The following is a 22542-nucleotide window of genomic DNA, read 5'->3' on the forward strand; positions in this document are numbered from 1 at the left end:
GGTCTTTTGTATATCATTTAATTTCCAATGAATTCTTGTGTCCAATAATTTCCGTTTGCAACAAATCCTACACCAATTGCCGTGTAATTTTTATTAAGAATATTTGCACGGTGACCTGGAGAATTCATCCATCCATTTACTACTTCCTGAGGTGTTTTTTGACCCATGGCAATATTTTCTCCCGCTGCCCGGTACGTAATACCGAATTTTTTCATCATATCAAACGGTGATCCATAAGTAGGACTTGTATGATCAAAATAGTGGTTAACTGCCATATCATTTGCCTTTGTATGTGCCATCTTACTTAATGTTGTGTTGATTTTTAAAGCAGGAAGTCCATTCTTTTTTCGCTCTTGATTTGTTAAGTCAACTACTTTCTTTTCATACGCACTTAATTGATAGTTTGTTTGATTAGTACTAGTTGTCTTATTTGATTTTTTGTTAGTATTCGTATTTTTAACTTTTTGTACATTTTGAGTTGGCTGCTTTACAGATTGAGCATGATTTTGTGTAGAATTTACATTGTACTGTTTCTTAATAGTGTTTAACCAAGCCTGTAAGTCTTGGATATTAGTTGTTTTAAATTCATATTTAACTTCATTCGTTTTTACTTCTGCCGCATCAGCTTTATGATGGAGCATTGGTCCTGCTAATAATGCTAAGGCAGTTGCTGTTATAATTAGTGGTTTCATCATCGAAATTTCCTCCTCACATAGTGAAAATCTATCACACAAAAATCTTACCATATGATTTTTGTAATATTTGAGGGGAAATCTACCATTATATTAATGTATGAATCATATTTTAATATCGGTCTAATAAATCCTACTATACCTGATATCGAGACTAACAGATGATATAGGAATAAAAGTAATTTTAGTAATATAAAGGTTATACATCCATTAATTATTATAAAAAATAGGCTTGACAGTTTTTTTAAATGACACTACATATAACTTTTTTTTCAATAGTATTTCAATATTCTCTTCTTTTTATCTAAATTTTCATCCTTTTATCAGCGCTAAAGTATAGATTTCACATTTACATATAATGAGAAAAGTGTGGAAAACTATATCTAGAACCTATCATGTAGGAGGTAGATAAAATGCATGGTCCATACTGTTGTCCTAATTGCAAAACAAATCGGTCCAGGTTCAATATTATACAGCAAGTACCTCAAGCGGTAAAAATGGATCCCAGGTCAGGAGATATAGTTGAAGAATATGATAATAATGCGGTTAATCCATTTCATATTCCGTATAAAGGACCTGAATACCGTGTTCAATGTGCAGCATGCGGACTTATTGAGGATGAAAGGACATTCCTTAAATTTGGTGAAAACACTGCACAAACATACTAATATTTAGAAATACTATGGCCCGATATAATCGGGCTTTTTATTATCATTTCCTTTATTGAAGAAAAAGAAATCGATATAAAAAATAAGAGTGTCTCTTTATAAACTTCATTGCATTACATTACATAATAAAAAAATGGAACCAATATTTTCGCACTTTTTTCTATTTTTTTAAGAAAGTATTAGTCTAACACCAAATGTAAAATAAACTTGACATTTTGTTAAATATACTTTACCCTTTTAGTAAGCTCACTTGAAAGGGGACTTAATTTTTGTGGATGTAAATAAACCCTTATTGTCAAGCCGAATTCATATATTAAGGGCGGAACATAAAATGACTCAAAAAGATCTCGCTGACAAAGTAGGCGTTAGTAGGCAAACAATAATTTCTATTGAAAAAGGAAATTACACCCCTTCGCTTTTGCTCGCCTATAGAATTGCGAAAACCTTTGGAAAAACAATTGAAGAAGTATTTATTTTTGAAGACTAGGAGAGGTGGAAATAAATTTGCGACACAGAACATTTTCATATGTAATTATCTTAATAGTCGGGGGGATGTTATTTGTTTTATCTGAAATATTAGGTCGCATTGATTCGTTTTGGGGAGGATTAGGGCTAGCATTGTTTATTCTTGCAACACTACGGTTGTTTCAAGTATTACGTTTAAAAACTAGTAAAGACTATGCTAAAAAATGGAATATTGATGTCAATGACGAGCGATATATATATATTTCAAAAGATGCTCGGTCTAAAGCCTTTTATTATTCTGTGATTATTGAAGCAATTTTAATGATTATTTTTACAACATTGGATATGACAGAATACACCAAGATTTTAAGCTGTCTGTTTGTAGGTCAACTGCTAATTTATTTCATTTTATACTTCGTACTAAGAAAAACGTCTTGAAGAACAAGATAATCATTCACCTTAAGGTGAAAAAGGAGGTACTTTCATGAAATCGTTCACACTAAATTATTACATTATTACTTGGTTGATTCTTTTAGTTATTTCCGTTAGCACTATAATAAAATTATTTGTCGACGACCACCCCTTACGTTTTATTTTTGTTTTATTATTTATTATTGGTTTATTTGTTGGATACTTCCGATACCTTATGCGTAAAAAGAGAGACTCAATAAAACAAAAAAGTAAGTATCAAGGTTTTGGATTACTTTTATTATTTATCTTAATCTATATGGGGATAAAAACAGGAATAAGAGAGTTTGTAAGCAGTAAAGTATCAAGTCAAGATTATGGTATCGTTTTTGCTTTCTTTATTTTGGGACTTTTCATATCTTATTATGCACTATACTCTTTTTATCTTTGGAATTTAAGAAAAAATGGAATGAATGGAGTAACGAGAAAATAGCAAAAAAATAATGCCGCCTCAAAAAAAAACGCATTTCCATGACATTTATATTTTTCAAAAAAAGTACGAAATCATTTTGATTTCGTACTCTTTTTGCTAGGTGATTTGTGGTTAAAGAGAACCATTTACAATTGTATCCGGAAACCCTTATTTTTCACTTAAGACCTCAACGGCTTTTTTTACCTGAGGATCATCTTTAATTATTTTTTCACGAAGCTTGTTCATTAACTCAACTGTAGTTTCTCCTTCAAGAATACCAGTCACCTTAAGATCTTCAGCCTTTTGAAATTCTTCCACAGCATTTACAGTTTGACTGTCGTATAATCCATCTACTTTACCTGGATTATAACCTATTGCCTTCAACATTTGTTCAGCTGTTTTTATAGTGCTGGAGACATCTGATTGCTTCCATTTCTTACTTGGATCAAGAATAGGTAGGCTGGCATATTTCGGCAAGTCTACTTTATAATCCGGTTGGATGCCTTTTTCATGAATCCATTCACCATTAGGAGTTAACCATTTAGCCACTGTAAATTTAACATCGGATCCATCTTTGAAGTTCGTAGCTGTTTGCACTGTTCCCTTTCCAAACGATTTATGACCGATCAATGGAATACTTGCCGATTCTTTAAGGGCTGCTGCTGTGATTTCAGATGCACTTGCACTCCCCTCATCTATAATGACTACCACAGGTACATCAATCTTCTTACCATCTTTTGCAACCTCTTGTCCACGTTTGCCATTACGGTCCTCCGTTTGAACAATTACTTTACCTTCTGGAACAAATAGATTACAAATTTTTATCGCTTGGTCTAATAATCCTCCTGGATTTTGACGCATATCAAGGATTAATGATTTCATCCCTTTTTTGCCCATATCATCTAAAGCTTTTTCCAGTTCACTATAAGTATTCTCTGAAAAGCTTGTAATTTGTACTTTAGCAATCCCATTTTTCATCATTTCAGCATAAACCGTGTTAATAGGAATGGTATCACGTACAATCGTCAATTCAGCTGTTTCTTTAGAGCCAACGGGTTGAATCGTCAGCTTCACACTTGTCCCTTTTTTCCCGCGAATTAGTAATACCGCTTCATTGGCAGACATTCCCCGAATACTTTTACCATCAACGGATAATATTTTATCATTCGGCTTAAGACCCGCTTTTTCAGCCGGAGAGCCTTTAATAGGTGATACAACAGTTATAAAACCGTCTTTTTCCTGAATTTCTGCGCCAATTCCTTCAAAGGATGAAGAGATGCTTTCGTTAAATTGTTTTGCCTCGTCCTCAGACATGTAATCAGAGTATGGATCCCCTAGAGCATCTACCATTCCATTAATGGCACCATTTATTAATGTTTTCTTGTCCACTTTTTTATAGTAATTACTTTCTAATTTGTCATACACGGCATACAACTTATCAAATTCCGGCCGATTGTTTGCAACTCCTACATTTACAGCTTTTTTATCCCCGAATGCCAGAACAAGCGTAGTTACACCTGCCGTAGCAAATACGAGTATAAAAATAAGCATCACAAAGGTAAATTTCTTCATTCGAATAAAGCCATTTATGTTTTCTGTTGAAGGCTCAACACCCTTCTTTTCTTCTTCCAAGACATTCACCACTTTCATTCCCATATACAAGACGCGGGTAAATCTGTATTTTATGTAAAAAATATTAACTTCTTTATTTTATCAGCTTTTATCGAATTACGAAAGAAAAGGTTTTTTAAACGTAAAAAAATCACAAACTTTGTTATATTTTATCTAATTATTCCTCCTTTTATTTGGCTATTCATCTACTCTATATACCTTATGGTTAAGATGGATGTAAATATCCCAACTGCAATAGTTGCTAATAGGGAAAATAAAAAAATATGAAGTCCCAAAAATTTCATACCCAATAAAAGTACAATGGTGTCCAATACGAAAATAATAATTCCAACATTGATATTTGAAAATCCCCCGACCATCTGTGCAAACAAATCCAGTCCATCCCCGGCAACACCTGTTTGAAGAATAAAGCCTGCCCCCAGCCCTATAAAGATTCCCCCAACAATTGCACTTGGAAATATTGGTAAGTTAATTCTATCGGATAAAAAGGCAAACAAATCTAAAAAAAAGGAACAGAAGATTAATCCTATAAGGCTGTTATAAAAATAACGACGATAATAAATAAAAGCAAATATATATAAAGGTATACTTAGGCATATCATGCTTACACTGGTGGGGATTTCGAAGAAGTAATAGATAATTAATGCAATTCCCATCAAACCTCCATCAATTAATTGATGGGGAATTAAAAATCCATTTACACCAATAGACAATAAAATACTTCCTAAAATGATTTGTCCAACTTTTTGTATTGTTCTCTCCTCCACCATTTTCATCTAGCCTGTCTATAAAAATAGTTTATGAGAAGAAATTATTTTCATGCCCAATTTAAAGGTGGCTTCTCCTGTCCTAGTAATTAGGATTAAAACTATACAAAAAAAGCGGGTGTCCCCGCTTATGCCTTTTTAACATGCTGAAAATATTCTTCTAATGTCCAATTGTTTTTATATATTACTTCCGCTGCTTTTTTCCCAACGTATCTAAAATGCCATGGCTCATATTCATATTTAGTTACATTTTCTTTGTCTTTCGGATACCTCAAAATAAAGCCAAACTCATGAGCATGATCATGAAGCCATCTTCCTTCCTTTTCATTTCCAAATTTCTCCGTAAGAAGATAATTTTCCTTTTGACTTGTTATATCCATTGCAAGACCAGTTTGGTGCTCACTTTCACCTGGAAATGCAACAGCCTGAGCTGCTTTTTCTTTCCCTACATTCGCAACCTCTGCATCAAATAATGTTTTTTGCCTTTTGTAAGATCGATAGCCGGAAGCAGCATAAAGAATAACATTATCCTGTTTAGCTGCAGAAAACATTTGTTCAAGAGCTGCAGCTGCTTCTTTTCTCATATAACTTTTTTCAATATCCTGATTGCCGAAAGAGAAAGCAACTTTCGGACGAACAAGATCATTAGGCGCATAATCCCCTAATGAATACTCTTTATTAACTAGGGCCAGAGTATTGGACGTATTCTGGATCATCTTTATTCCGTTTACAACCTTAACTTGATTGAAATATTCTGCATTCAACAATAAATCAGGATCAGTGTTGTCTGTATTCTTTTGCACTATTTCTTTACCTGTTGAATGACTATTTCCGTTTGATACTTTTTCTTGATTGTTTTTAGCATTGGTATCTGTAGCTTTATATTGACCCAAACTACATCCACCTAACAAAAAAATAACTGCTGTCAATATTAAAATGCGTTTCATCATGTCACCTTTCCTCTAAATCCCTAAAAAAATTTCCCACAGTTAAGAGTTTATCAAAGAAATGCAAGAAAAGAATAGGTAAAAATATGAATTTTTGATTAACCCTATCGATAAAAAACAAAAAGTCTCTTCATGAGACTTTTTGAAATGTCTTTATTTAATTGCGGATTCAAGAGCTACTTCAATCATATCATTAAAAGTTAATTGACGCTCTTCTGCTGAAGTTTCTTCTCCAGTGAGAATATGATCGCTAACCGTCAGAATAGAAAGCGCTTTTCGATTGTATTTTGCAGCGAGAGTATACAAAGCAGCTGTTTCCATTTCGATTGCAAGAATACCGTATTTTGCCCATTTCTCGTGATCAGCATTGTCATTATAAAACATATCTGCTGTAAATACACTACCCACTTTAAGGTTTAAACCTTTTTCTAAACCTCTGTCATAAGCTTTCTTCAATAATTCAAAATTAGCGGTCGGTGCATAATCAATGCCCCCAAATGTTAGTCGATTCATTTGTGAATCCGTTGACGCTGTCATTGCTATAATAACATCTCTAACCTTAACGTCCTTTTGGATAGCACCGCATGTTCCAACACGAATTAAATTTTGAACATTATAGCTCTGCATTAATTCGTTTACATAGATTGAAATAGATGGAACTCCCATCCCTGTTCCCTGAACAGATACTCGTTTACCTTTATACGTACCTGTATATCCAAACATATTTCGAACCTCATTATAGCATGTCACCTGTTCTAAAAACGTTTCAGCAATATATTTTGCTCGAAGTGGATCTCCAGGTAAAAGAACCGTCTCCGCAATTTCGTTTTCTTTAGCACCGATATGTACACTCATTATATAATCTCCTTTCCATTCATAGTACATTTTATATTTTTAAAGCATTTGTTGCAATCCTATTCGTGTAATGATAAAAGCATTTTTGGAAACGCTAAAAAAGAACATTGCAAGGAGGGAAAATACAATGGGCAAGAAACATCGAAATCGAATTAATGGTCAAAAGAAAAATAATCATATTCCTGAAGATGAGATTATCGCAGAACAAGAGGCACATGGAAAAGAATATTCTGCAAATAAGCGAAAAAAATAAAAGTGCTTGGCTTCCCCTTCTTTTGGAGTTGGAAGCCAAGCCTTTTTTATTCAGCTTATATGTATTCTATTGACTGTTTTCCATCCTCCAGATTTCAATTGGTAGTAATAATGCCCATTTCTCCCTTCATCGATAAAAACGATATCTCCTGTTCCTAAATATCGTGCATAGTAATCCTTTGGAAGGGAATCGATTGTATTAAATATGGCAAAGACTTTGTAAAGAACATCTTCATGGTTCTTTCCAGCTATTTTTAATTGATAAACATTTTTAAATCCTTTTTTCTGTCCAAATTTAGGCGTCTGAAATAGAGTAATATCATACTCCGTATCGCGACTTTGATTTCGTTTAAGCGTTTTTAACAATTGCATAGAACTGCTCCCTTCATTTCTCTCTTAATATATGTATTCAAAAATGAAAGGCGCGAATCCTCTTTCGAAATTCCACTTCTTTTGTCTATTTTTATCGCTTTATTAACTTTAAATGAAAACCACCTCTTTCAAAGAGGTGGTTGATGTCATTCCTATCTTCCATCTTAATCTAATTCTTCATCGATTATGCATTTTGCAATTAAGTAGTCAAATGTGATATCGGCGATTTCTTCCAGTTCTTCTTCTTTTGGTGCATAACCCCTTTTAACAAGCTCTTTGAAAAAGAACTCAGCAATTTCTTCCGTGTCAATAAACACTTCAATTTCCCGCATAAAAAATCGCCTCCTTCTGTTATAAAAGTATGTTCTTACAATACTTTTATGCAACATTTCATATGGATATGAATAAACATTGCAAGCTAAGAATATTTCATCCTGTATGCCTTCTAATCTTATTGTTGCTTTTATTTAAAAGGTCTGATAGTTGGTTCTTAATGGAATCCATCATCTCAATATAATAAGAATCTGAGAACATAATATACATCGTTTTATAATCATTATACATATCTAGTAATGCATCGATTTTATTAATAAATTGCTCCTTTGGTGAAGGAAGCAGCAAAGGCTTTTTTGCTTTTTTAACCGGATAAATGAATCCATACTTTTTCAAATAGCTTTCTGCAACATCTGATTCTGCTACTAATATCAACTCGTTTTCATCAGCTTCCAACCATTCCCCATCGGTAATTCTCGTTAACTCATAGATAATATCTTCCCAAGCATCTTCTTTATAACGCCAAATTTCTGTTCTAAAGCCTACCACTTTGAAAAGCTCGTCAAGATACCCTTTCACTTGCACTAAATCTCCGAAGAAGAACTTATACTCAATATCTATCTGTTCTTTTTCCATTATTTCCCCTTTAAAGTCAGATAATAACACTAATCCATTAAACTTAAACAAACCACCATTATCATTAACTTCATAATAATATTGTCCATCTATATACTTAATATCTGAAACCTTTCCAACCGTTCCATATTTAATAATAACAACAGTATCCCCTATCTTAAATTGTGGTTTTTCCTTATTGTCCATTGCCTCCCGTCTCCTTGAAATCTGTAAAGTAATTGCTAATAAATTATATGCAAGAAATGATTGAAACGATTGTTTGATTAAGCCTTTTTAAAATAGGGTAAAAGAAAAATTGCAAATGACTACATAAACTCATTCATGTTTTACCGGGCATTAATATTATCATCACACTTTATAAGTCCTTCTTTTCTTCGAATATATACAGTTCCCAAGCACGATCAAAAATCGACATGGAGTCTAAGTAGCTTCCATTCATCTCCAAGTATATGCTTAGTTCGTTATAATCTGTTGATTGTTTTGGAAATCCATGATCCTTATATGCAGAATTCGCAAAATGAGAAAGTTCATCCTTCGATTTCGCATCACGATATTTCATTAAGTAATGGTAAAAAGATTTGTTCATCATACATACGCCCTTTTATATTAAAATCTTGAGTTTACTATACAGGAAGATATAATGAGCGTAAAGTTTTCAATATTACTTGCATTTATATATTAAGCGAATGGTAATATAAGGGAATAAAATAAGTCTAATGTTACATATTAGCCAATTTTTCGACAAATAATCGCTAGAATAACTAGATTATTCAGATACATATTAGTAAAATAATCATTAGATAATTTGGCATACTGTATCTCTAAATCATAGGGGGGAACAAAATGGGAAAAAAAGATAGAAATATTCCTAAGCTGAAAAAGCCAAAAAAAATAAAGGTCCAAAAAGAAAGGATCCCAAAACAAAGAAAAATCTCATTTTCTTATTTACAAACCATCAGAGGGAAAATCACTATCTCTTTCGGAATTCTTACCATTCTTTTACTTGTATTAACCATTACATCATATATGAATATGAACAAGCTGGAAAATGAAATTAACCGAGTTATGGGACATGATCTAGTAATCCAAAAGAAAATACAGGGTGTTCTCCAATCAGCTTATAAAATGGAATCGGCTGAAAGAGGATATGCAATTACAGGAGATAAAAGTTTCTTAGATCCTTATTATACTAATAAAGATTCCATAGATAAAACTATTAAAGATCTTAAATCCCTTGTAAAAGGTGATAAAACAAGCCTTAATAAGCTAGGAGCAATCGAAGAGTCCTACTATTATTGGACAGGTTCAATCGATAATGTAATCCAAGCACGTCAATTTCAAAGTGAAAATGATGCAAGAGACTTAATTAAAGATGCAAATGGCAAAAATTACATGGGGAAAATGGAAGCAGATATTCAGGCATTTGATAATGGTCAAACAAAATCATCCCAAGCTCGAATTGACAGTTTACATACAATGGTTAAAATAATGGAAGCTGTTTCGATTCTCTTATCCTTATTAGCCGTCCTTCTTACTATTATTCTTTCCATTGCCTTATCAAGGGGCATTAAATCAAATGTGAAGAAAATAAGCAAATCCATCCTTGAAATCGCTAATGCTGGAGGAGATTTAACAAAGAGGATTCAAGTTAAATCGAATGATGAACTTTCCGGTCTTGCTAAAGATACAAATATACTTATTGATGGCATTGCAAGGCTTGTAAAAGATGTTGCAAAAATGGCTGAGAATGTTTCCGTAAGCAGTGAAGAATTGCTTGCTTCTGCTGAAGAAACGGCACGGACGATTATGTCTATAGCTGAAACCTCAAGTGAAATTGCTACAGGTAGCGAAAAGACTACCACACAGATGAATCAATCTTTAGAAAAAATGAATGCACTCAATGAAGTAGTAGAAGTTTTAGGCGAACTTGCAGATCGTGTAAAAGTGGCGGCATTAAATATGGAAGCCTCTGCGAAAACAGGAGAAGAATCAGTGAAAGAAGCATCCGTTAAAATTATGAGCATTGAAGAAACAATAGCAAACACTAGCTCTACCGTCGAATCCTTAGGAAAAAAATCGGATGAAATAACGAAAATCATTAATACTATAACTGGAATTGCTGGACAAACAAACTTGTTAGCATTAAATGCTGCAATAGAAGCTGCAAGAGCAGGCGAACACGGCCGCGGATTTGCTGTGGTTGCTGATGAGGTTAGAAAATTAGCAGAGCAATCTCAAAATGCTGCAAAAGAAGTTGCCACTATTGTCCATTCCATTCAAAATGAAGTAAATACAGTTATAGAGCAAAATAATGAAGGAGTTCAAGCAGTTATTTCTGGAGTTGAAATTTCAAATGAAACAACACAATCTTTACAAAAAATACTGAATCACACAAATGATACAACAGAAGTTATTGGGGAAATGGTTACGCAAATTAAACGTACCCTCCTTTTAAGCAGAGAAGTATCAAATGCCTTTGCTGCTGTTGGTCAAATTGCCGAGATTACTGCTTCTCATACAGAAACGACAGCAGCAGCTTCCGAGGAAGGTTCTGCAGCTATGGAAGAAGTAACAGCATCCGCTTCAGAATTATCAAAACAAGCTGAAAACTTACGTCAACTAGTATCTAATTTTAAAATGTAATAGACTTTCATTTAAGAGTTTGCATATAATTTTTAATTGTAAAAAAGTCTCCAATATTTTTGTGGCCACTGAAAAACTCTTTTTAATCTCAAGGGAATACAAAAAGGTCGTTTTCCGTCTGAGTTTTAGGCGAAAAATGGCCTTTTTCCTTTCTTTAATAAAGTAAAAGGCAATTGAAAATTCAAATAAATGAACTTTTCAACTGCCTTTTAAAATTTGCGGCTTTTTCAGTGGCCACATATTTTTAGGGGACTTTTTTCAATCTAATTTATCCAACACGCTCCAATTATTATGAGTAAAATAAACAAGACTACAATTAAGGCAAAGCTATTTCTATAGCCTCCGCCATACCCATACCCGCAGCATCCATCATAAACGGGATAGCAGCAACCGTATCCGCCATAACCTCCGTAGTGCATACCTGTCAACTCCTCAAATGAAATTTTTAATTTTTCATTTTAGGATATGATATAAACCTAAAAGTGGAATGTGCATTCGCCTATAAACAATGGTGAATTTAATCAAATAGCTACGAAAATAATTTGAGATATTTTCCATATCCCTCAGCTTCTAGTGCACTTTTGGGAATAAATTTTAAAGAGGCAGAATTAATGCAGTATCTTAATTTTGTTGGACCTGGTCCATCATCAAATACATGCCCCAAATGAGAATTCGCGGTTTTACTTCTAACTTCTGTCCTAATCATTCCATGACTCGTATCCAGCTTTTCGATAACTTCCTCTTCCTCTATTGGCTTTGTAAAGCTAGGCCAACCACAACCAGCATCATATTTATCCCTGGAACTAAATAATGGCTTACCAGAAACAACATCTACATATATTCCTTCTTCAAATTGATTCCAGTATTCATTTTGAAAAGGCGGTTCTGTTGCATTATTTTGTGTAACTTCAAATTGGATTGGACTTAACTTCTTTTTTAATTCATTTGGATTCAATTTGATCACCCCAATATTTTTTTATAAAGCCAGCTCTTCCAGACCCTTCGTGATAGGCATGATAATGAACAGGATTCTTTTGATAATAATGCTGATGATATTCCTCAGCAGGATAAAACGTAGAAGCTGGGACAATTTCCACCACAATTGGCTTTTTAAATTTACCGCTTTCTTGAAGCTCTTTTTTCGATTGCTCTGCCATTTGTCTTTGCTTTTCAGAATGATAAAATATGGCTGGTCTGTAAGATGAACCCCTATCATAAAATTGTCCTCCAGCATCTGTAGGATCTATTTGCTGCCAAAAAATTGATAATAGCTTGTCATATGGAAAGATACTTGAATCAAATGTTATCTGGACTGCTTCTATATGCCCTGTTAAACCGGAACAAACTTCTTCATAGGTCGGATTTTGCTTCGTTCCACCGGTATATCCAGAAATAACGCTTATGATCCCTGGCTGTTCATCAAATGGTTTTACCATACACCAAAAACATCCTCCTGCAAAGGTAGCCAATTCCTTAGACATCCACTTACCTCCTATCGATATGTAAACTATATATAAAATTATAAATCATCCTTTGCTTTAACACTAGAAACTCGTGTCACCACCCCATAGGCACCCGAATATAGTGTATCAACAATAAAAATGGAGCGATAGTTCATGAAAAATCAATCTTATTATCTTCAAAGGGCCGCTCAATATAACTTGCTAGCAGATTATTTTAAATATAAAGATCCTGCAGCTCATATCCAATATTATCAGAAACACTTGGAATACTTGAATAAAGCACTATGGTTAAGCAGAGCTAATAATGGTTTAAACCCCGTTTACGTACGATTTTTAAACGCAACAAAAGCTGTAGCCAATATTGACATATATACAAATGGCAAAATGTTAATAAAAGACCTTCCTTTTAAGAATATTACTCCATATTATACTTTACATGAAGGCAAACATCATCTAGACATATATCCGGCAGGAAATCAAATATCCACTATCATTAACAAAAATATTAGATTTGAAACCGGCCATGCCTATACTTTGGCGACCGTTGCCACAAATAATAAATTACAATTATTAACTTTTGAAGATTTCCCAGAGGTTTCTTCACAAGAAGCAAAAGTGAAGTTTATCCATTTAACATCAGAATATCCGTCCGTAAATGTTCTTATGAAAAACAAAGAAACACTTTTTAAAAACATAACATATAAAGCTTCAACAGAATATACAACAATGAAACCAACAGCAACCAATATTGAAGTGGTAGATAATGAAACAAGTAAAGTAATTCATAATCTAGAGGATATTGAAATTTCCTCTTCAAAATCTTTTACAATTTTCTTTGTAGATTCTCAATTAATGATTGTTTGAGTATAGTACAGGGTTCCTTGTACTTCGGTGATACTGAACTTAGAAAAGATTTAATAAGCAGGTGCCTATCCAAAGCACCTGCTTATTAGGTTAATTTTCAACTGGGAAAAGTAACGAAAAGGAAATATCATTTTCCCTTAAGTTAAATTTATCCAGCCTGGCTCTTATATCACTTTTACCGATATCCATCTTTTGTAACCCAACATAAACTGTTTTTTCATCAGGGTTAATACTAACCCAGTCGGGGAGTTTATAGGAATTCTTAATAAACTTCAGAACATAAGTAACTGGCAGATTTAGATGTCCAATAGAGATTGTTTTCTGCTTTAAAATTAAATCCCCATTATTAAGCGCCTTAGGCTGAAATGTCATTTTTAATAATACATTCTCTGAGAAGACTGGTAAAGAACCCGTCAACTCAACATCATTTTTCAAGTAAACATTATATTTTATCGGCCCGTCTAAACCCTCCTTCTCAATATAATGGTTAATAAGTTTATTAAGATCTGCTTTATTAGTTTTGATATGAAATTGCACAAATTTATCATTATTTATCGTTGTATTTGGCAGGGTTTCTTTTCCTGTGGGCAAAAAAGCAAAAAAACCGATAACGAAAATAAATAACACAATAATGATTAATAAAGTAAAGAAAGCTATTTTCCAGCGATTTTTAACATTGTTCATTTTAATACCTCACGGCTATTTTCTGAATTGATCGAGCTTATTTTCAGCTAATATTTTTCCTACACGTTCCGCTATTAACTTATACCCTTTATCATTAGGATGAAAATCATCGGAGTAAAATAAATCTTCATTTTGATTTTCAAAAATATCACTAACCGGTACAAATTGCGTGTTATCATACTGCATTATTGTTTTTTTACTTGCTTCATTCCAATTTTCTACAATCTGATCTAATTCCTTAATATCAGAAAACCATTTTGAAAAAGGATTATAAATGCCTATTAACACAATTCCAACATTTGGCTTATATTCCCGAATCGTTTTAAGAATTTCATTTAACCTTAATTGATACCCTTTAATGGCAGACTGAAACTTTGCTATCTTCAATTCTGTAAAATTGTCCCTGAAGACTTTCATTACATCATTACCGCCTATTGTTATCATAACAATATCACTGTTTTTTATATCACTTTTAACTTTTGGTTCCTTAAGTTTTTTTAATAATTGGTCGGTTCGGTTCCCTCTTACACCGAAATTATCATAAGTGAATTTACCTATTTCCTTTTTCGTTTCCATTATATCTTTCAAATATGGAATATATCCACCGCGTTTCGTACTATCTCCTACCCCTTCTGTAAGGGAGTCCCCAACGGCAACCATGTGCAGATTCTTAGGCACAGGCTTTTCTGTCATATTAGTCTGCTTCGGTTGATTGATTGTATGAACAGCACAGCCGGTCATTAGTATAACAATAGCGAAAAGGAAGGTGAGTTTTTTTATCATTTTATTCCCCCCGCTTAAAGAAATCCTTTCTATTGTAACATTTTCATGCGCTTATAACATCTATTTTAATATAATGCTAGTCTCCTTTATTTTAAAAAGGGATTTCCTATTTTTATACCTAATACTATTCATTATGTTATCTTTGAAGTTATCATGCGAAAAAAAAGGTCTCCTTTATTCAGGAGACACTTTTACGTTTATGATTATCGTGGACTGAAATTTAATGATAGTAGTCCGCCTAACTAATAACTTAATAACCATCATGCTCTTTCATATATTTGAAACTCGTAATCATAAGGGTTTGCTTCGTTCTTCAAGCCTTTTTCATTGGATATGAGCTTCCATTCCGACCAGTCAATAAGCGGAAAATATGTATCTCCTTCAAATTCCTCATCAATTTTGGTAACGTATAGCCGGTCAGCTTCTTCCATAAATAATCCGAAGATAGCTGCACCTCCAGTAATAAATACCTCATCATCAGTTTCATTCATCCAGTTTAATAACTCATTCTTTGTTTTAAAAATTAAACAACCATCTGCTTGAAAATGATCATCCTTCGTTAAGATAATGTTTGTTCTTCCAGGTAAAGGTTTTCCAATTGATTCGTAAGTCTTACGCCCCATAACAATGGGATGGCCCATAGTCGTTCTTTTAAAATACTTTAGATCTTCTGGTATATGCCAAGGCAATTGATTATTTTTTCCGATAACACCTTTTTTATCCTCTGCCCATAATAAAGAAATCATACACTGACAACTCCTTTGATATGTGGATGTGGATGATAGTCCTGCAGAGAAAAATCTTCATAACGAAAATCAAAAATAGATTTCACATCTGGATTTATCACCATTTTTGGCAAACTTTTAGGTTCTCTTGTTAGTTGAAGCTTAACTTGTTCCAGATGATTGGTATAAATATGGGCATCTCCTAATGTATGAATAAAATCACCAGGCTGTAATTCACATACTTGTGCGATCATCATGGTTAATAGAGCATAGGAGGCAATATTAAATGGAACTCCGAGAAAAATATCTGCAGAGCGTTGATACAGTTGGCAAGATAATTTTCCATCTGCCACATAAAACTGAAAAAAACAATGGCATGGAGGAAGTGCCATCTTATCAATTTCTCCAACATTCCAGGCATTAACAATCAGTCTACGTGAATTAGGATTAGTTTTGATTTGTTGGATAACATCTGATATTTGGTCAACGGTTTCCCCACTTGCGGATTCCCAAGATCTCCATTGGTGCCCGTATACAGGACCAAGCTCCCCAGCCTCATCTGCCCATTCATTCCAAATTCTAACACCATTTTCTTGGAGATACTTTACATTTGTGTCTCCTTTAAGCATCCACAGTAATTCATATATGATAGACTTTAAATGTAATTTCTTTGTTGTTAGCAGAGGAAAACCTTTTCCAAGATCGAATCTCATTTGATAGCCAAATGTGCTGATAGTGCCTGTGCCGGTTCGGTCTCCTTTTAACGTTCCATTTTCTAAAACATGTTTACATAAATCCAAATATTGTTTCATCTTAACACCCCTTTAACCCTATGATAATGAAGAAATGAATTGATATGTCATAGGGGCAAATTTTTTCAATTGCATTTTCGTCTCATTAGAATAGTAAAACATCGCAAAGCATTCAGCAAAGTATTCTTCCTGATAAGAAATAAAATAATCATTGCCTGGAAACAGTTTGGATGCTTCCGATTTCCAAATGGGGATAAACGCCTGCACCTTTTTACCATTGTACAGATAATGCTCCAATGAATGAGCAAGTTCATGAAGCTCCAGATTAACTGAACCGTGCCCTTTTCCTTTATCACTATAACCGATTTTCACCAGAACTATCTTAGAACCGCCAATTCCTGGTACATCATCCCATTTAATGGAATGGTTTTGATAACCTCTTGGTGTCTTTCCTTTTAAATAGGCTGCTGACGGATTATCTGTCAATTTGCCGACAAATAATTTAATTTTTATGCCTTTGTTATCCGCCTTTTCTAAAATGGATGGTGGCAAATAGTTTAACCTGGTAAGGATTTTTCTTACTTCTTCCTTATCATAATTAGATTGCTTTGGCAAAACAACCATATCCCCCAGTAATGCCTCAGAATGTAAATGAACAGATGAATAAAGAGCACTATTCATTAATAATATACCATCTAAAGATGGTTTTGATAGACCTAAAAGTAAAATCGCACATAAAACAAAAAGATATGCTATTTTTTTGCGCATATGAATGCACTTCCTATGTTAATTGCTTTGCAGTTTAGGAGTTTCATTATATCATAGAGTGAATTCATTATTTATCATTCATTGCTGGCATAATTAGTAAAAAAAGGAGACATGCTTAGTAAAGTTTTTTGAGTAGAATATATTAAATATAAGGATACTAATTCCATAAAAAATGATATTCATGCCGTTTTTTAAGCCATTTATTATCTATTGCAAAACTTGCGCAGAATTTCATAGCTGTCTAAATTTTTTCAATGCTAATGTATTTAGTAAAAATAATAGAAGTGCATAGGAGATTTGGCCAAGCAGATAACCCCAAATTTGAAAAAAACTGTCTCCATAAACCATGACAGCTTTAATCGCTGCTGCACCATAATAAATAGGCATAATATAGCACAGATCCCCAAGATGATATGGAATTAAGTCTAAAGGTATCAACCCCGAGAAAAACACTTGTGGAATGATGGTAAATGGAATCATCTGTACCAATTGCAGTTCTGTACTGGCAAATACAGAAATCATGGCACCATACGAAACTGCAGTCACGGCTAATAATACCATTGCAAGCAGAATCCAACCAATGTTCCCAACCGAACTTAATTTCAAGACAAAAATAGAATAGAATACAATAAGAACAGCTTGAATGACTGCAAACACACTATACCCTAGGGTATAACCAAGTATGACCTCGCTGCGTTTTATTGGCGTCATTAACAACCTTTCTAATGTCCCACCGCTTCGCTCTCTCACAAGTGCCATTCCTGAAATAATAAACACTAGGAAAAATGAGAACAACGCAAGAAAAACATAGCCAAGAGTATCAAATGTTGACGCTTCTTGTTTTCCATATACATAGGATATATTTATTTTTGCTGAAGGATTCAAGGCGGCCATCGCTTTCTGAATCTCAGAAGCTGCCTTCGCTCCTTTTTTTGAAGCCTCATACAACGTTATTTCCATTCCGGAATTTTTGTCTAGATTAAAAACTGCATCCACATGTTGATGATCCATCAAATAGTGTTTTGCATGTTGAACATGGTTGTTCGAAATATTTACAACTTTTAAGTCTTGCGCTTTCAACGAGGTTACAATAGAGGCTTTTATAGCATGTTGATTAATTCCAACTGTCGGCACATAATCGGAATCCCCTAATAGGAAATAAACCAAGGTCAAAATCAATAGTGGTGCAACTATGATCATCATCACACTACGTTTGTCATTCATTGTTTGACGGATCACACGTTTGGCTAAATATATCATTAATCATCACCGCCTCCGATTGTTCTGGAAGCAATGAAAAATAGTTCTTCGACTCGTCCGCTTTCTGTTTTTGCAAGCAGCAAATTCACAGCATCATATTGAATCAAAGAACCATTATAAATGAGTGCCGCTTTATCGCACTCTGTTACTTCATCCATTACATGTGTGGAAACGATGATAGTTGTTCCTGATTTTTTGAGTTGCTGAAATTGATTCCAAATCTTGCGACGTAGCACAGGATCGATTCCAACTGTCGGTTCATCTAAGAATAGTACTTCCGGTTGGTGGAAAATGGAAACTGCTAATGAAAGCCGCTTCTTCATTCCACCGGAAAAATTCTTCACTAGTTTCTTTCGATGCTCGGTTAAATCCACTATAGTAAGGACTTTATCTATTCGCTTTTCCAATTGACTTTTATTCAAATCGTAAAGACCTCCAAAAAAATGTAAATTGTCTTCAGCAGAAAGATCGTCGTACAATGCATCATTCTGCGGCATGAATCCTATCTTTTTTAACATATTCCGATTAGGCATTGGCACGTCCGCAAATTGAATAGTTCCTTTATCCGGTGTAATTGCTCCAATCATCAAACGAATCATTGTTGTTTTCCCCGAACCAGAAGGACCAAGCAAACAACATATTTCTCCCGTCGGTATTGTAAATGAGATATCTTTTATCACTTGTTTCTTTTCAAAGCTTTTACAGACATGAGAGACCTTAATATCCATCATGCTCCACCCCCACATTTGAAATTACAATTGTTTCAATTCCCTTCTTTTCGGTTAAAATAATAAACAACGTGTTGTTTTGTTTATCTAAAATTATAATTTTGGTTTAAAAGGTAAGCAATAATCAGAAATTGTGGATATGTCGGTTATCCAACACCTTTTGCAAATGTGTCTATAAAAAATTGGAGGAGGATACGGTATGATAGATAATAGTTCAGATTTACGAGTTATTCGTACAAGAGAAGCCATCAAGAATGCCTTGATAGAACTAATAGATGAAAAAGGTTTTGAGGCGATTACTGTTAAAGACATTACAACTAGGGCAAAGATCAATCGCGGAACTTTTTATAGTCATTATCAGGATAAGTATGATTTAATGACAAAATGTGAGGAAGAAGTGATGAATGAGTTAGCGGAAAAGATAGTAGAAAACTTTCCGAGTATCATTGAAAATTTAGGAGCTAACTCAACGAATTCAACGCCCTTTACTATTCTTCTTCCCTTTTTTGAATATTTATATCGTAACAAGGGACTTATGAAGGCACTGTTGGATCCAAAAGGTGACTTATCATTCCAAACAAGATTGAAAGAATTTATGTTAAAAACCCTATTCGAAAATAATAGAACCCCGATTCTTAAGGAAAAAAATCTGTTAGTTCCGCCTGAATATTTAATTTCCTATATTGGTTCAGCACATTTAGGTGTTATTCAACAATGGTTAAATAAGGATCAAAAGGAATCCCCACAAGAGATAGCTCGAATTATATCCACATTGTCGATAAATGGTCCATTTTTTGCGGCAGGTTTGAAAAAGTAATGGATAGATGGTTAGTAGCTACTTTTTGATACTTACCTATTTTTTACTTTTTGGTTCAATTTTAGGTATTCACTACTAATGCCACCACAAGTTTCCCAAAATGATAAACGCACAGATATCCAATTACTGTGCGTTTTCGGTGTATTTTACTATGATTTTCATTACCATTTAATGGGTATTTCAGATTAAGCACTCATCCATTTTGGCGGAGTGTTTTTATCCCAGTATATTGTACCGAGTGCATAATGTTTTTGATAATTATCATATTGCACATGGTAGTGAAAATTAAAATAATATCCATCCATTGGTGGATGGTCTCTTCTTACATGAAAGCGAATAATATCCTCATTGGTATCTGTGTTATAAATATGGAAAATTTTCTCTCCCACGCCCCCGCTTGGCGATTCAGAAACCGCCAAGGAGTCTAGCTTTTCTTCTGGATACTCAGCAATGGTCATTTCAATAGCATTTTGTATATTTGGTAAAATAACCTGTCTAAATTCATCTTCAATCACAGGTGCTATTTTCACGCCAAATTTCTCTATTGATTGTTTTTCCGCTTCCTGCATGACAGTGTTAATAAATCGTTCCTTATCATCCTTCGTTTCCTCTAATGTTGAATAATTTTGATTTTGTGACTGTTGATTATGCTTTTGCTGTTCTGATTTATCAACGTCCTGATTCCCATTCCAAAAAGCATGTGTGGGAGTAACCATTCCAAATGTAAAGATGGAAACGAGTACAACAATCGATTTTTTCATCCATTTCTTCACGGCTACCTCCCCTTTCCCACATATTGTTTTCGTTATTTATTTTGTATTATGCTTTCATTCTATTATGGAAAATGTTTATTAAATCAATCTTAATTTTTCATTATATATCTATTATTTTACACTGAAACGTTTTCTTTTTATAGGGAGATTTTGTCTAAATTGTTTCCATTTTTCGAAGTTTACCTTTTCCCCCCTAATTAGTAGCATATAAAAATAGGAGTGTTCAATACACCCCCATATTACTAACAATATTTTTGAAAAGAGTCTGTTAAATTATGAACAATTTCTTCTACTTCATGATCCTCAATATCATCACGCGGAATAAAATGTAAAACTTCCTTCCCTTTAAGAATAGCCATGGAAGGAGAAGACGGTTCATAATTTACAAAATACTCTCGCATTTTAGCAGTAGCTTCTTTGTCTTGACCAGCAAAAACTGTTACAAGATGGTCTGGTTTTTTGGAGCTTGTTTGAACAGCTTGCACTGCAGCAGGTCTTGCTAATCCTGCGGCACATCCACAAACGGAATTGACAACCACAAGAGTAGTGCCTTCCACAGATTCCATAAATGTTTCTACGTCTTGAGCAGTAGCAAGCTCTTTGAAATTCGCCTGAACAAGTTCTTCTCTCATCGGTTTTACTATTTGTTTCATATACTCTTCATATGCCATTGACATTTTCATTTCCTCCTAAAATTCTATTTAATTAGACTTTCTAGCTTCTGTCATCTGCTTCCAAACAGAACCTTGAGCAGCTTCCCCACCCTCGATCCTTTCAATCGCCATTTTTACTTGAAGCCGAACTTCAAACTCTGGATCATTCTCTGCTTCCTTTAAGGCTGGAAGTGCTGACTCATCTCCTTCTTCATAAAGAAACATAGCTGCCCGCCAACGGACTATTTTACTAGAATCTTTTAAAGCATCTGCCATTGGCATAATAGCTTCTTTAAAACCGAGATCCGACAATGCGTCTCCTGCTGTTCTTCTAACCGTGACTACCTTGTCTTTCAACCCTTTGTAAAGGTAAGGAAGCACCACTCTATCTTTAATCATGCCAAAATACACAACGGCCAATCTTCGAATTGATGCCTTTTCATCCTGAAGGGCTTTTTCAAGAACGGGTAGATCCTCGAGGGTTGGATCCTCCATTTGTTCTAATAGCTGATATCGTTTACGCCAATCCGGATCATCTAACATCTCAACTGTTACCTTTTGCATTTTCTTCTTTTCTAACTCTGCGGTTGGATTTTGAGCGACAGATACAATTTTATTTAGACGTTCGTCAGGATAGGCAGCAATGATTTCTTCTACCACTTCATTTCCAACTTGCTCTAAATCTCCGTATCGTACACCTTGTTCTTTCCATTTTCTTAAGAAAACATAATTATCTCCAGGAAGCTGTGCTTTTTGCATTGCCTCCAAAAAGTTTCCAGGTAAACCAAAACGTTTTTCTTGATCCCCTTCCACCAGTTTTACCTGCAAAGGTATTCCCTTAAACATTTGAATGAAGACATTTACTTCACCAAAGTGTTCATTTATTTTTTGGTCTTGTGTATTCTGCCTTAGATCCTCTTCACCAAATGCTAATCTAATTTTTGGTAAAATATCCTGCCAATCTACACGCCCATTCCGTTCTACTGCAAGGAAGTCCGCAACATGGTAAACCCCCTTCACACCTTCTATACCAAGGATAGTTTGAATAATTGACGGGGCATCTTCGGCATGCTCTGCTTTATAATTGGAACTTTTTCCAGCAGGCAATTCTTCATTTAAGATTATTTTCATTGTATTCGGACTTGGGGTAGGTTCTATCGTAACTATTTTCATTTGATTTTCACCTCTTT

Annotated in this window: 30 protein-coding genes; 8 read left to right on the plus strand and 22 right to left on the minus strand. The window is 34.2% G+C overall.

Features of this window, described 5'->3' with window-relative positions:
• Positions 1-17: 17 nt before the first annotated feature.
• Positions 18-695: a CAP domain-containing protein gene (locus CWO92_RS05415; RefSeq protein WP_101353188.1), complete on the minus strand. Its 678-nt coding sequence runs from the start codon at positions 693-695 to the stop codon at positions 18-20.
• A gap of 410 nt (positions 696-1105) precedes the next feature.
• Here CWO92_RS05415 and CWO92_RS05420 point away from each other — a divergent pair, with 410 nt between their 5' ends.
• From CWO92_RS05420 to CWO92_RS05435, 4 genes are all read left to right on the plus strand, one after another.
• The gene (locus CWO92_RS05420) at positions 1106-1360 is read left to right on the plus strand and encodes a DNA alkylation repair protein (RefSeq protein ID WP_101353189.1); all 255 of its coding nucleotides are present in this window, start codon (positions 1106-1108) and stop codon (positions 1358-1360) included.
• 271 nt (positions 1361-1631) lie between these two features.
• Positions 1632-1847, plus strand: a complete 216-nt coding sequence (locus tag CWO92_RS05425) for a helix-turn-helix transcriptional regulator (RefSeq protein WP_199256889.1) — start codon at positions 1632-1634, stop codon at positions 1845-1847.
• Between the two features lie 17 nt (positions 1848-1864).
• Entirely contained in the window at positions 1865-2263 is a 399-nt protein-coding gene (locus CWO92_RS05430) for a hypothetical protein (RefSeq protein WP_101353190.1), read from the plus strand.
• A gap of 46 nt (positions 2264-2309) precedes the next feature.
• Positions 2310-2726: a hypothetical protein gene (locus CWO92_RS05435; protein ID WP_101353191.1), complete on the plus strand. Its 417-nt coding sequence runs from the start codon at positions 2310-2312 to the stop codon at positions 2724-2726.
• A gap of 147 nt (positions 2727-2873) precedes the next feature.
• Here CWO92_RS05435 and CWO92_RS05440 read toward each other — a convergent pair whose 3' ends face one another.
• From CWO92_RS05440 to deoD, 4 genes are all read right to left on the minus strand, one after another.
• Positions 2874-4355, minus strand: a complete 1482-nt coding sequence (locus tag CWO92_RS05440; RefSeq protein WP_199256888.1) for a lmo1851 family serine protease — start codon at positions 4353-4355, stop codon at positions 2874-2876.
• Positions 4356-4522: 167 nt separating this feature from the next.
• Positions 4523-5113, minus strand: a complete 591-nt coding sequence (locus CWO92_RS05445) for a YitT family protein (protein WP_101353193.1) — start codon at positions 5111-5113, stop codon at positions 4523-4525.
• Positions 5114-5232: 119 nt separating this feature from the next.
• Positions 5233-6051 (minus strand): M15 family metallopeptidase, encoded by an 819-nt coding sequence (locus tag CWO92_RS05450; RefSeq protein WP_101353506.1) that lies wholly within the window; start codon positions 6049-6051, stop codon positions 5233-5235.
• Positions 6052-6204: 153 nt separating this feature from the next.
• Positions 6205-6906 (minus strand): purine-nucleoside phosphorylase, encoded by a 702-nt coding sequence (gene deoD, locus CWO92_RS05455; protein ID WP_101353194.1) that lies wholly within the window; start codon positions 6904-6906, stop codon positions 6205-6207.
• Between the two features lie 127 nt (positions 6907-7033).
• On the opposite strand from deoD, the gene yoyE reads away from it, so the two are divergent.
• Positions 7034-7159 carry a protein YoyE gene (gene yoyE, locus CWO92_RS05460; RefSeq protein ID WP_101353195.1) on the plus strand — a complete coding sequence of 42 codons (126 nt, stop codon included), beginning with the start codon at positions 7034-7036 and terminating at the stop codon, positions 7157-7159.
• 50 nt (positions 7160-7209) lie between these two features.
• Here yoyE and CWO92_RS05465 read toward each other — a convergent pair whose 3' ends face one another.
• The 4 genes from CWO92_RS05465 to CWO92_RS05480 form a co-directional block, all read right to left on the minus strand.
• Entirely contained in the window at positions 7210-7530 is a 321-nt protein-coding gene (locus CWO92_RS05465; RefSeq protein ID WP_101353196.1) for a hypothetical protein, read from the minus strand.
• 164 nt (positions 7531-7694) lie between these two features.
• On the minus strand, positions 7695-7862 hold the full coding sequence (locus CWO92_RS05470; protein WP_101353197.1) for a YozD family protein: 168 nt from the start codon (positions 7860-7862) through the stop codon (positions 7695-7697).
• Positions 7863-7959: 97 nt separating this feature from the next.
• Positions 7960-8625: a germination protein YodN gene (yodN, locus tag CWO92_RS05475; RefSeq protein ID WP_101353198.1), complete on the minus strand. Its 666-nt coding sequence runs from the start codon at positions 8623-8625 to the stop codon at positions 7960-7962.
• Between the two features lie 169 nt (positions 8626-8794).
• A complete protein-coding gene (locus tag CWO92_RS05480; protein WP_101353199.1) occupies positions 8795-9025 on the minus strand; it encodes a YozE family protein in 231 nt (76 codons plus the stop codon).
• A gap of 257 nt (positions 9026-9282) precedes the next feature.
• On the opposite strand from CWO92_RS05480, the gene CWO92_RS05485 reads away from it, so the two are divergent.
• Positions 9283-11082, plus strand: coding sequence for a methyl-accepting chemotaxis protein (locus CWO92_RS05485; protein WP_101353200.1), 1800 nt, complete (start codon positions 9283-9285; stop codon positions 11080-11082).
• A 263-nt stretch (positions 11083-11345) separates the two neighbouring features.
• On the opposite strand, the gene CWO92_RS05490 is transcribed toward CWO92_RS05485, so the two are convergent.
• The 3 genes from CWO92_RS05490 to msrA all read right to left on the minus strand — a co-directional run bounded on the left by CWO92_RS05490 (position 11346) and on the right by msrA (position 12563).
• Complete coding sequence (locus CWO92_RS05490) at positions 11346-11501, minus strand: YjcZ family sporulation protein (RefSeq protein WP_101353201.1); 156 nt, start codon at positions 11499-11501, stop codon at positions 11346-11348.
• Between the two features lie 110 nt (positions 11502-11611).
• Entirely contained in the window at positions 11612-12037 is a 426-nt protein-coding gene (msrB, locus tag CWO92_RS05495) for a peptide-methionine (R)-S-oxide reductase MsrB (protein WP_199256886.1), read from the minus strand.
• Positions 12024-12563, minus strand: coding sequence for a peptide-methionine (S)-S-oxide reductase MsrA (gene msrA / locus CWO92_RS05500; protein ID WP_101353202.1), 540 nt, complete (start codon positions 12561-12563; stop codon positions 12024-12026). Before msrA ends, msrB begins: the two co-directional genes overlap by 14 nt.
• Before the next feature lie 135 nt (positions 12564-12698).
• Between msrA and CWO92_RS05505 the strand changes: the two genes are divergently transcribed.
• Complete coding sequence (locus tag CWO92_RS05505) at positions 12699-13409, plus strand: DUF4397 domain-containing protein (protein WP_101353203.1); 711 nt, start codon at positions 12699-12701, stop codon at positions 13407-13409.
• 90 nt (positions 13410-13499) lie between these two features.
• Here CWO92_RS05505 and CWO92_RS05510 read toward each other — a convergent pair whose 3' ends face one another.
• The 7 genes from CWO92_RS05510 to CWO92_RS05540 form a co-directional block, all read right to left on the minus strand.
• Complete coding sequence (locus CWO92_RS05510) at positions 13500-14093, minus strand: YpmS family protein (protein ID WP_101353204.1); 594 nt, start codon at positions 14091-14093, stop codon at positions 13500-13502.
• A 15-nt stretch (positions 14094-14108) separates the two neighbouring features.
• Positions 14109-14876: an SGNH/GDSL hydrolase family protein gene (locus CWO92_RS05515; RefSeq protein WP_101353205.1), complete on the minus strand. Its 768-nt coding sequence runs from the start codon at positions 14874-14876 to the stop codon at positions 14109-14111.
• A gap of 260 nt (positions 14877-15136) precedes the next feature.
• On the minus strand, positions 15137-15622 hold the full coding sequence (locus tag CWO92_RS05520; RefSeq protein WP_101353206.1) for a dihydrofolate reductase: 486 nt from the start codon (positions 15620-15622) through the stop codon (positions 15137-15139).
• Positions 15619-16413 carry a thymidylate synthase gene (locus CWO92_RS05525; RefSeq protein WP_101353207.1) on the minus strand — a complete coding sequence of 265 codons (795 nt, stop codon included), beginning with the start codon at positions 16411-16413 and terminating at the stop codon, positions 15619-15621. Before CWO92_RS05525 ends, CWO92_RS05520 begins: the two co-directional genes overlap by 4 nt.
• 18 nt (positions 16414-16431) lie before the next feature.
• A complete protein-coding gene (locus CWO92_RS05530) occupies positions 16432-17121 on the minus strand; it encodes an anthrax toxin lethal factor-related metalloendopeptidase (protein WP_101353208.1) in 690 nt (229 codons plus the stop codon).
• Between the two features lie 231 nt (positions 17122-17352).
• Positions 17353-18381: an ABC transporter permease gene (locus CWO92_RS05535; RefSeq protein ID WP_101353209.1), complete on the minus strand. Its 1029-nt coding sequence runs from the start codon at positions 18379-18381 to the stop codon at positions 17353-17355.
• Entirely contained in the window at positions 18381-19112 is a 732-nt protein-coding gene (locus CWO92_RS05540) for an ABC transporter ATP-binding protein (protein WP_235851564.1), read from the minus strand. The genes CWO92_RS05535 and CWO92_RS05540 overlap by 1 nt, the downstream gene beginning before the upstream one ends.
• 196 nt (positions 19113-19308) lie before the next feature.
• Between CWO92_RS05540 and CWO92_RS05545 the strand changes: the two genes are divergently transcribed.
• Complete coding sequence (locus CWO92_RS05545; RefSeq protein WP_101353210.1) at positions 19309-19926, plus strand: TetR/AcrR family transcriptional regulator; 618 nt, start codon at positions 19309-19311, stop codon at positions 19924-19926.
• Positions 19927-20111: 185 nt separating this feature from the next.
• Here CWO92_RS05545 and CWO92_RS05550 read toward each other — a convergent pair whose 3' ends face one another.
• The 3 genes from CWO92_RS05550 to CWO92_RS05560 form a co-directional block, all read right to left on the minus strand.
• A complete protein-coding gene (locus CWO92_RS05550; RefSeq protein ID WP_101353211.1) occupies positions 20112-20699 on the minus strand; it encodes a YpjP family protein in 588 nt (195 codons plus the stop codon).
• A 242-nt stretch (positions 20700-20941) separates the two neighbouring features.
• Entirely contained in the window at positions 20942-21376 is a 435-nt protein-coding gene (locus CWO92_RS05555; RefSeq protein WP_101353212.1) for a BrxA/BrxB family bacilliredoxin, read from the minus strand.
• Between the two features lie 24 nt (positions 21377-21400).
• Positions 21401-22525, minus strand: a complete 1125-nt coding sequence (locus CWO92_RS05560) for a conserved virulence factor C family protein (RefSeq protein WP_101353213.1) — start codon at positions 22523-22525, stop codon at positions 21401-21403.
• Between the last annotated feature and the right edge of the window lie 17 nt (positions 22526-22542).

This window comes from Heyndrickxia camelliae, from assembly GCF_002844575.1.
In the GTDB taxonomy this organism is placed as follows: Bacteria; Bacillota; Bacilli; order Bacillales; family Bacillaceae_C; genus Margalitia; species Margalitia camelliae.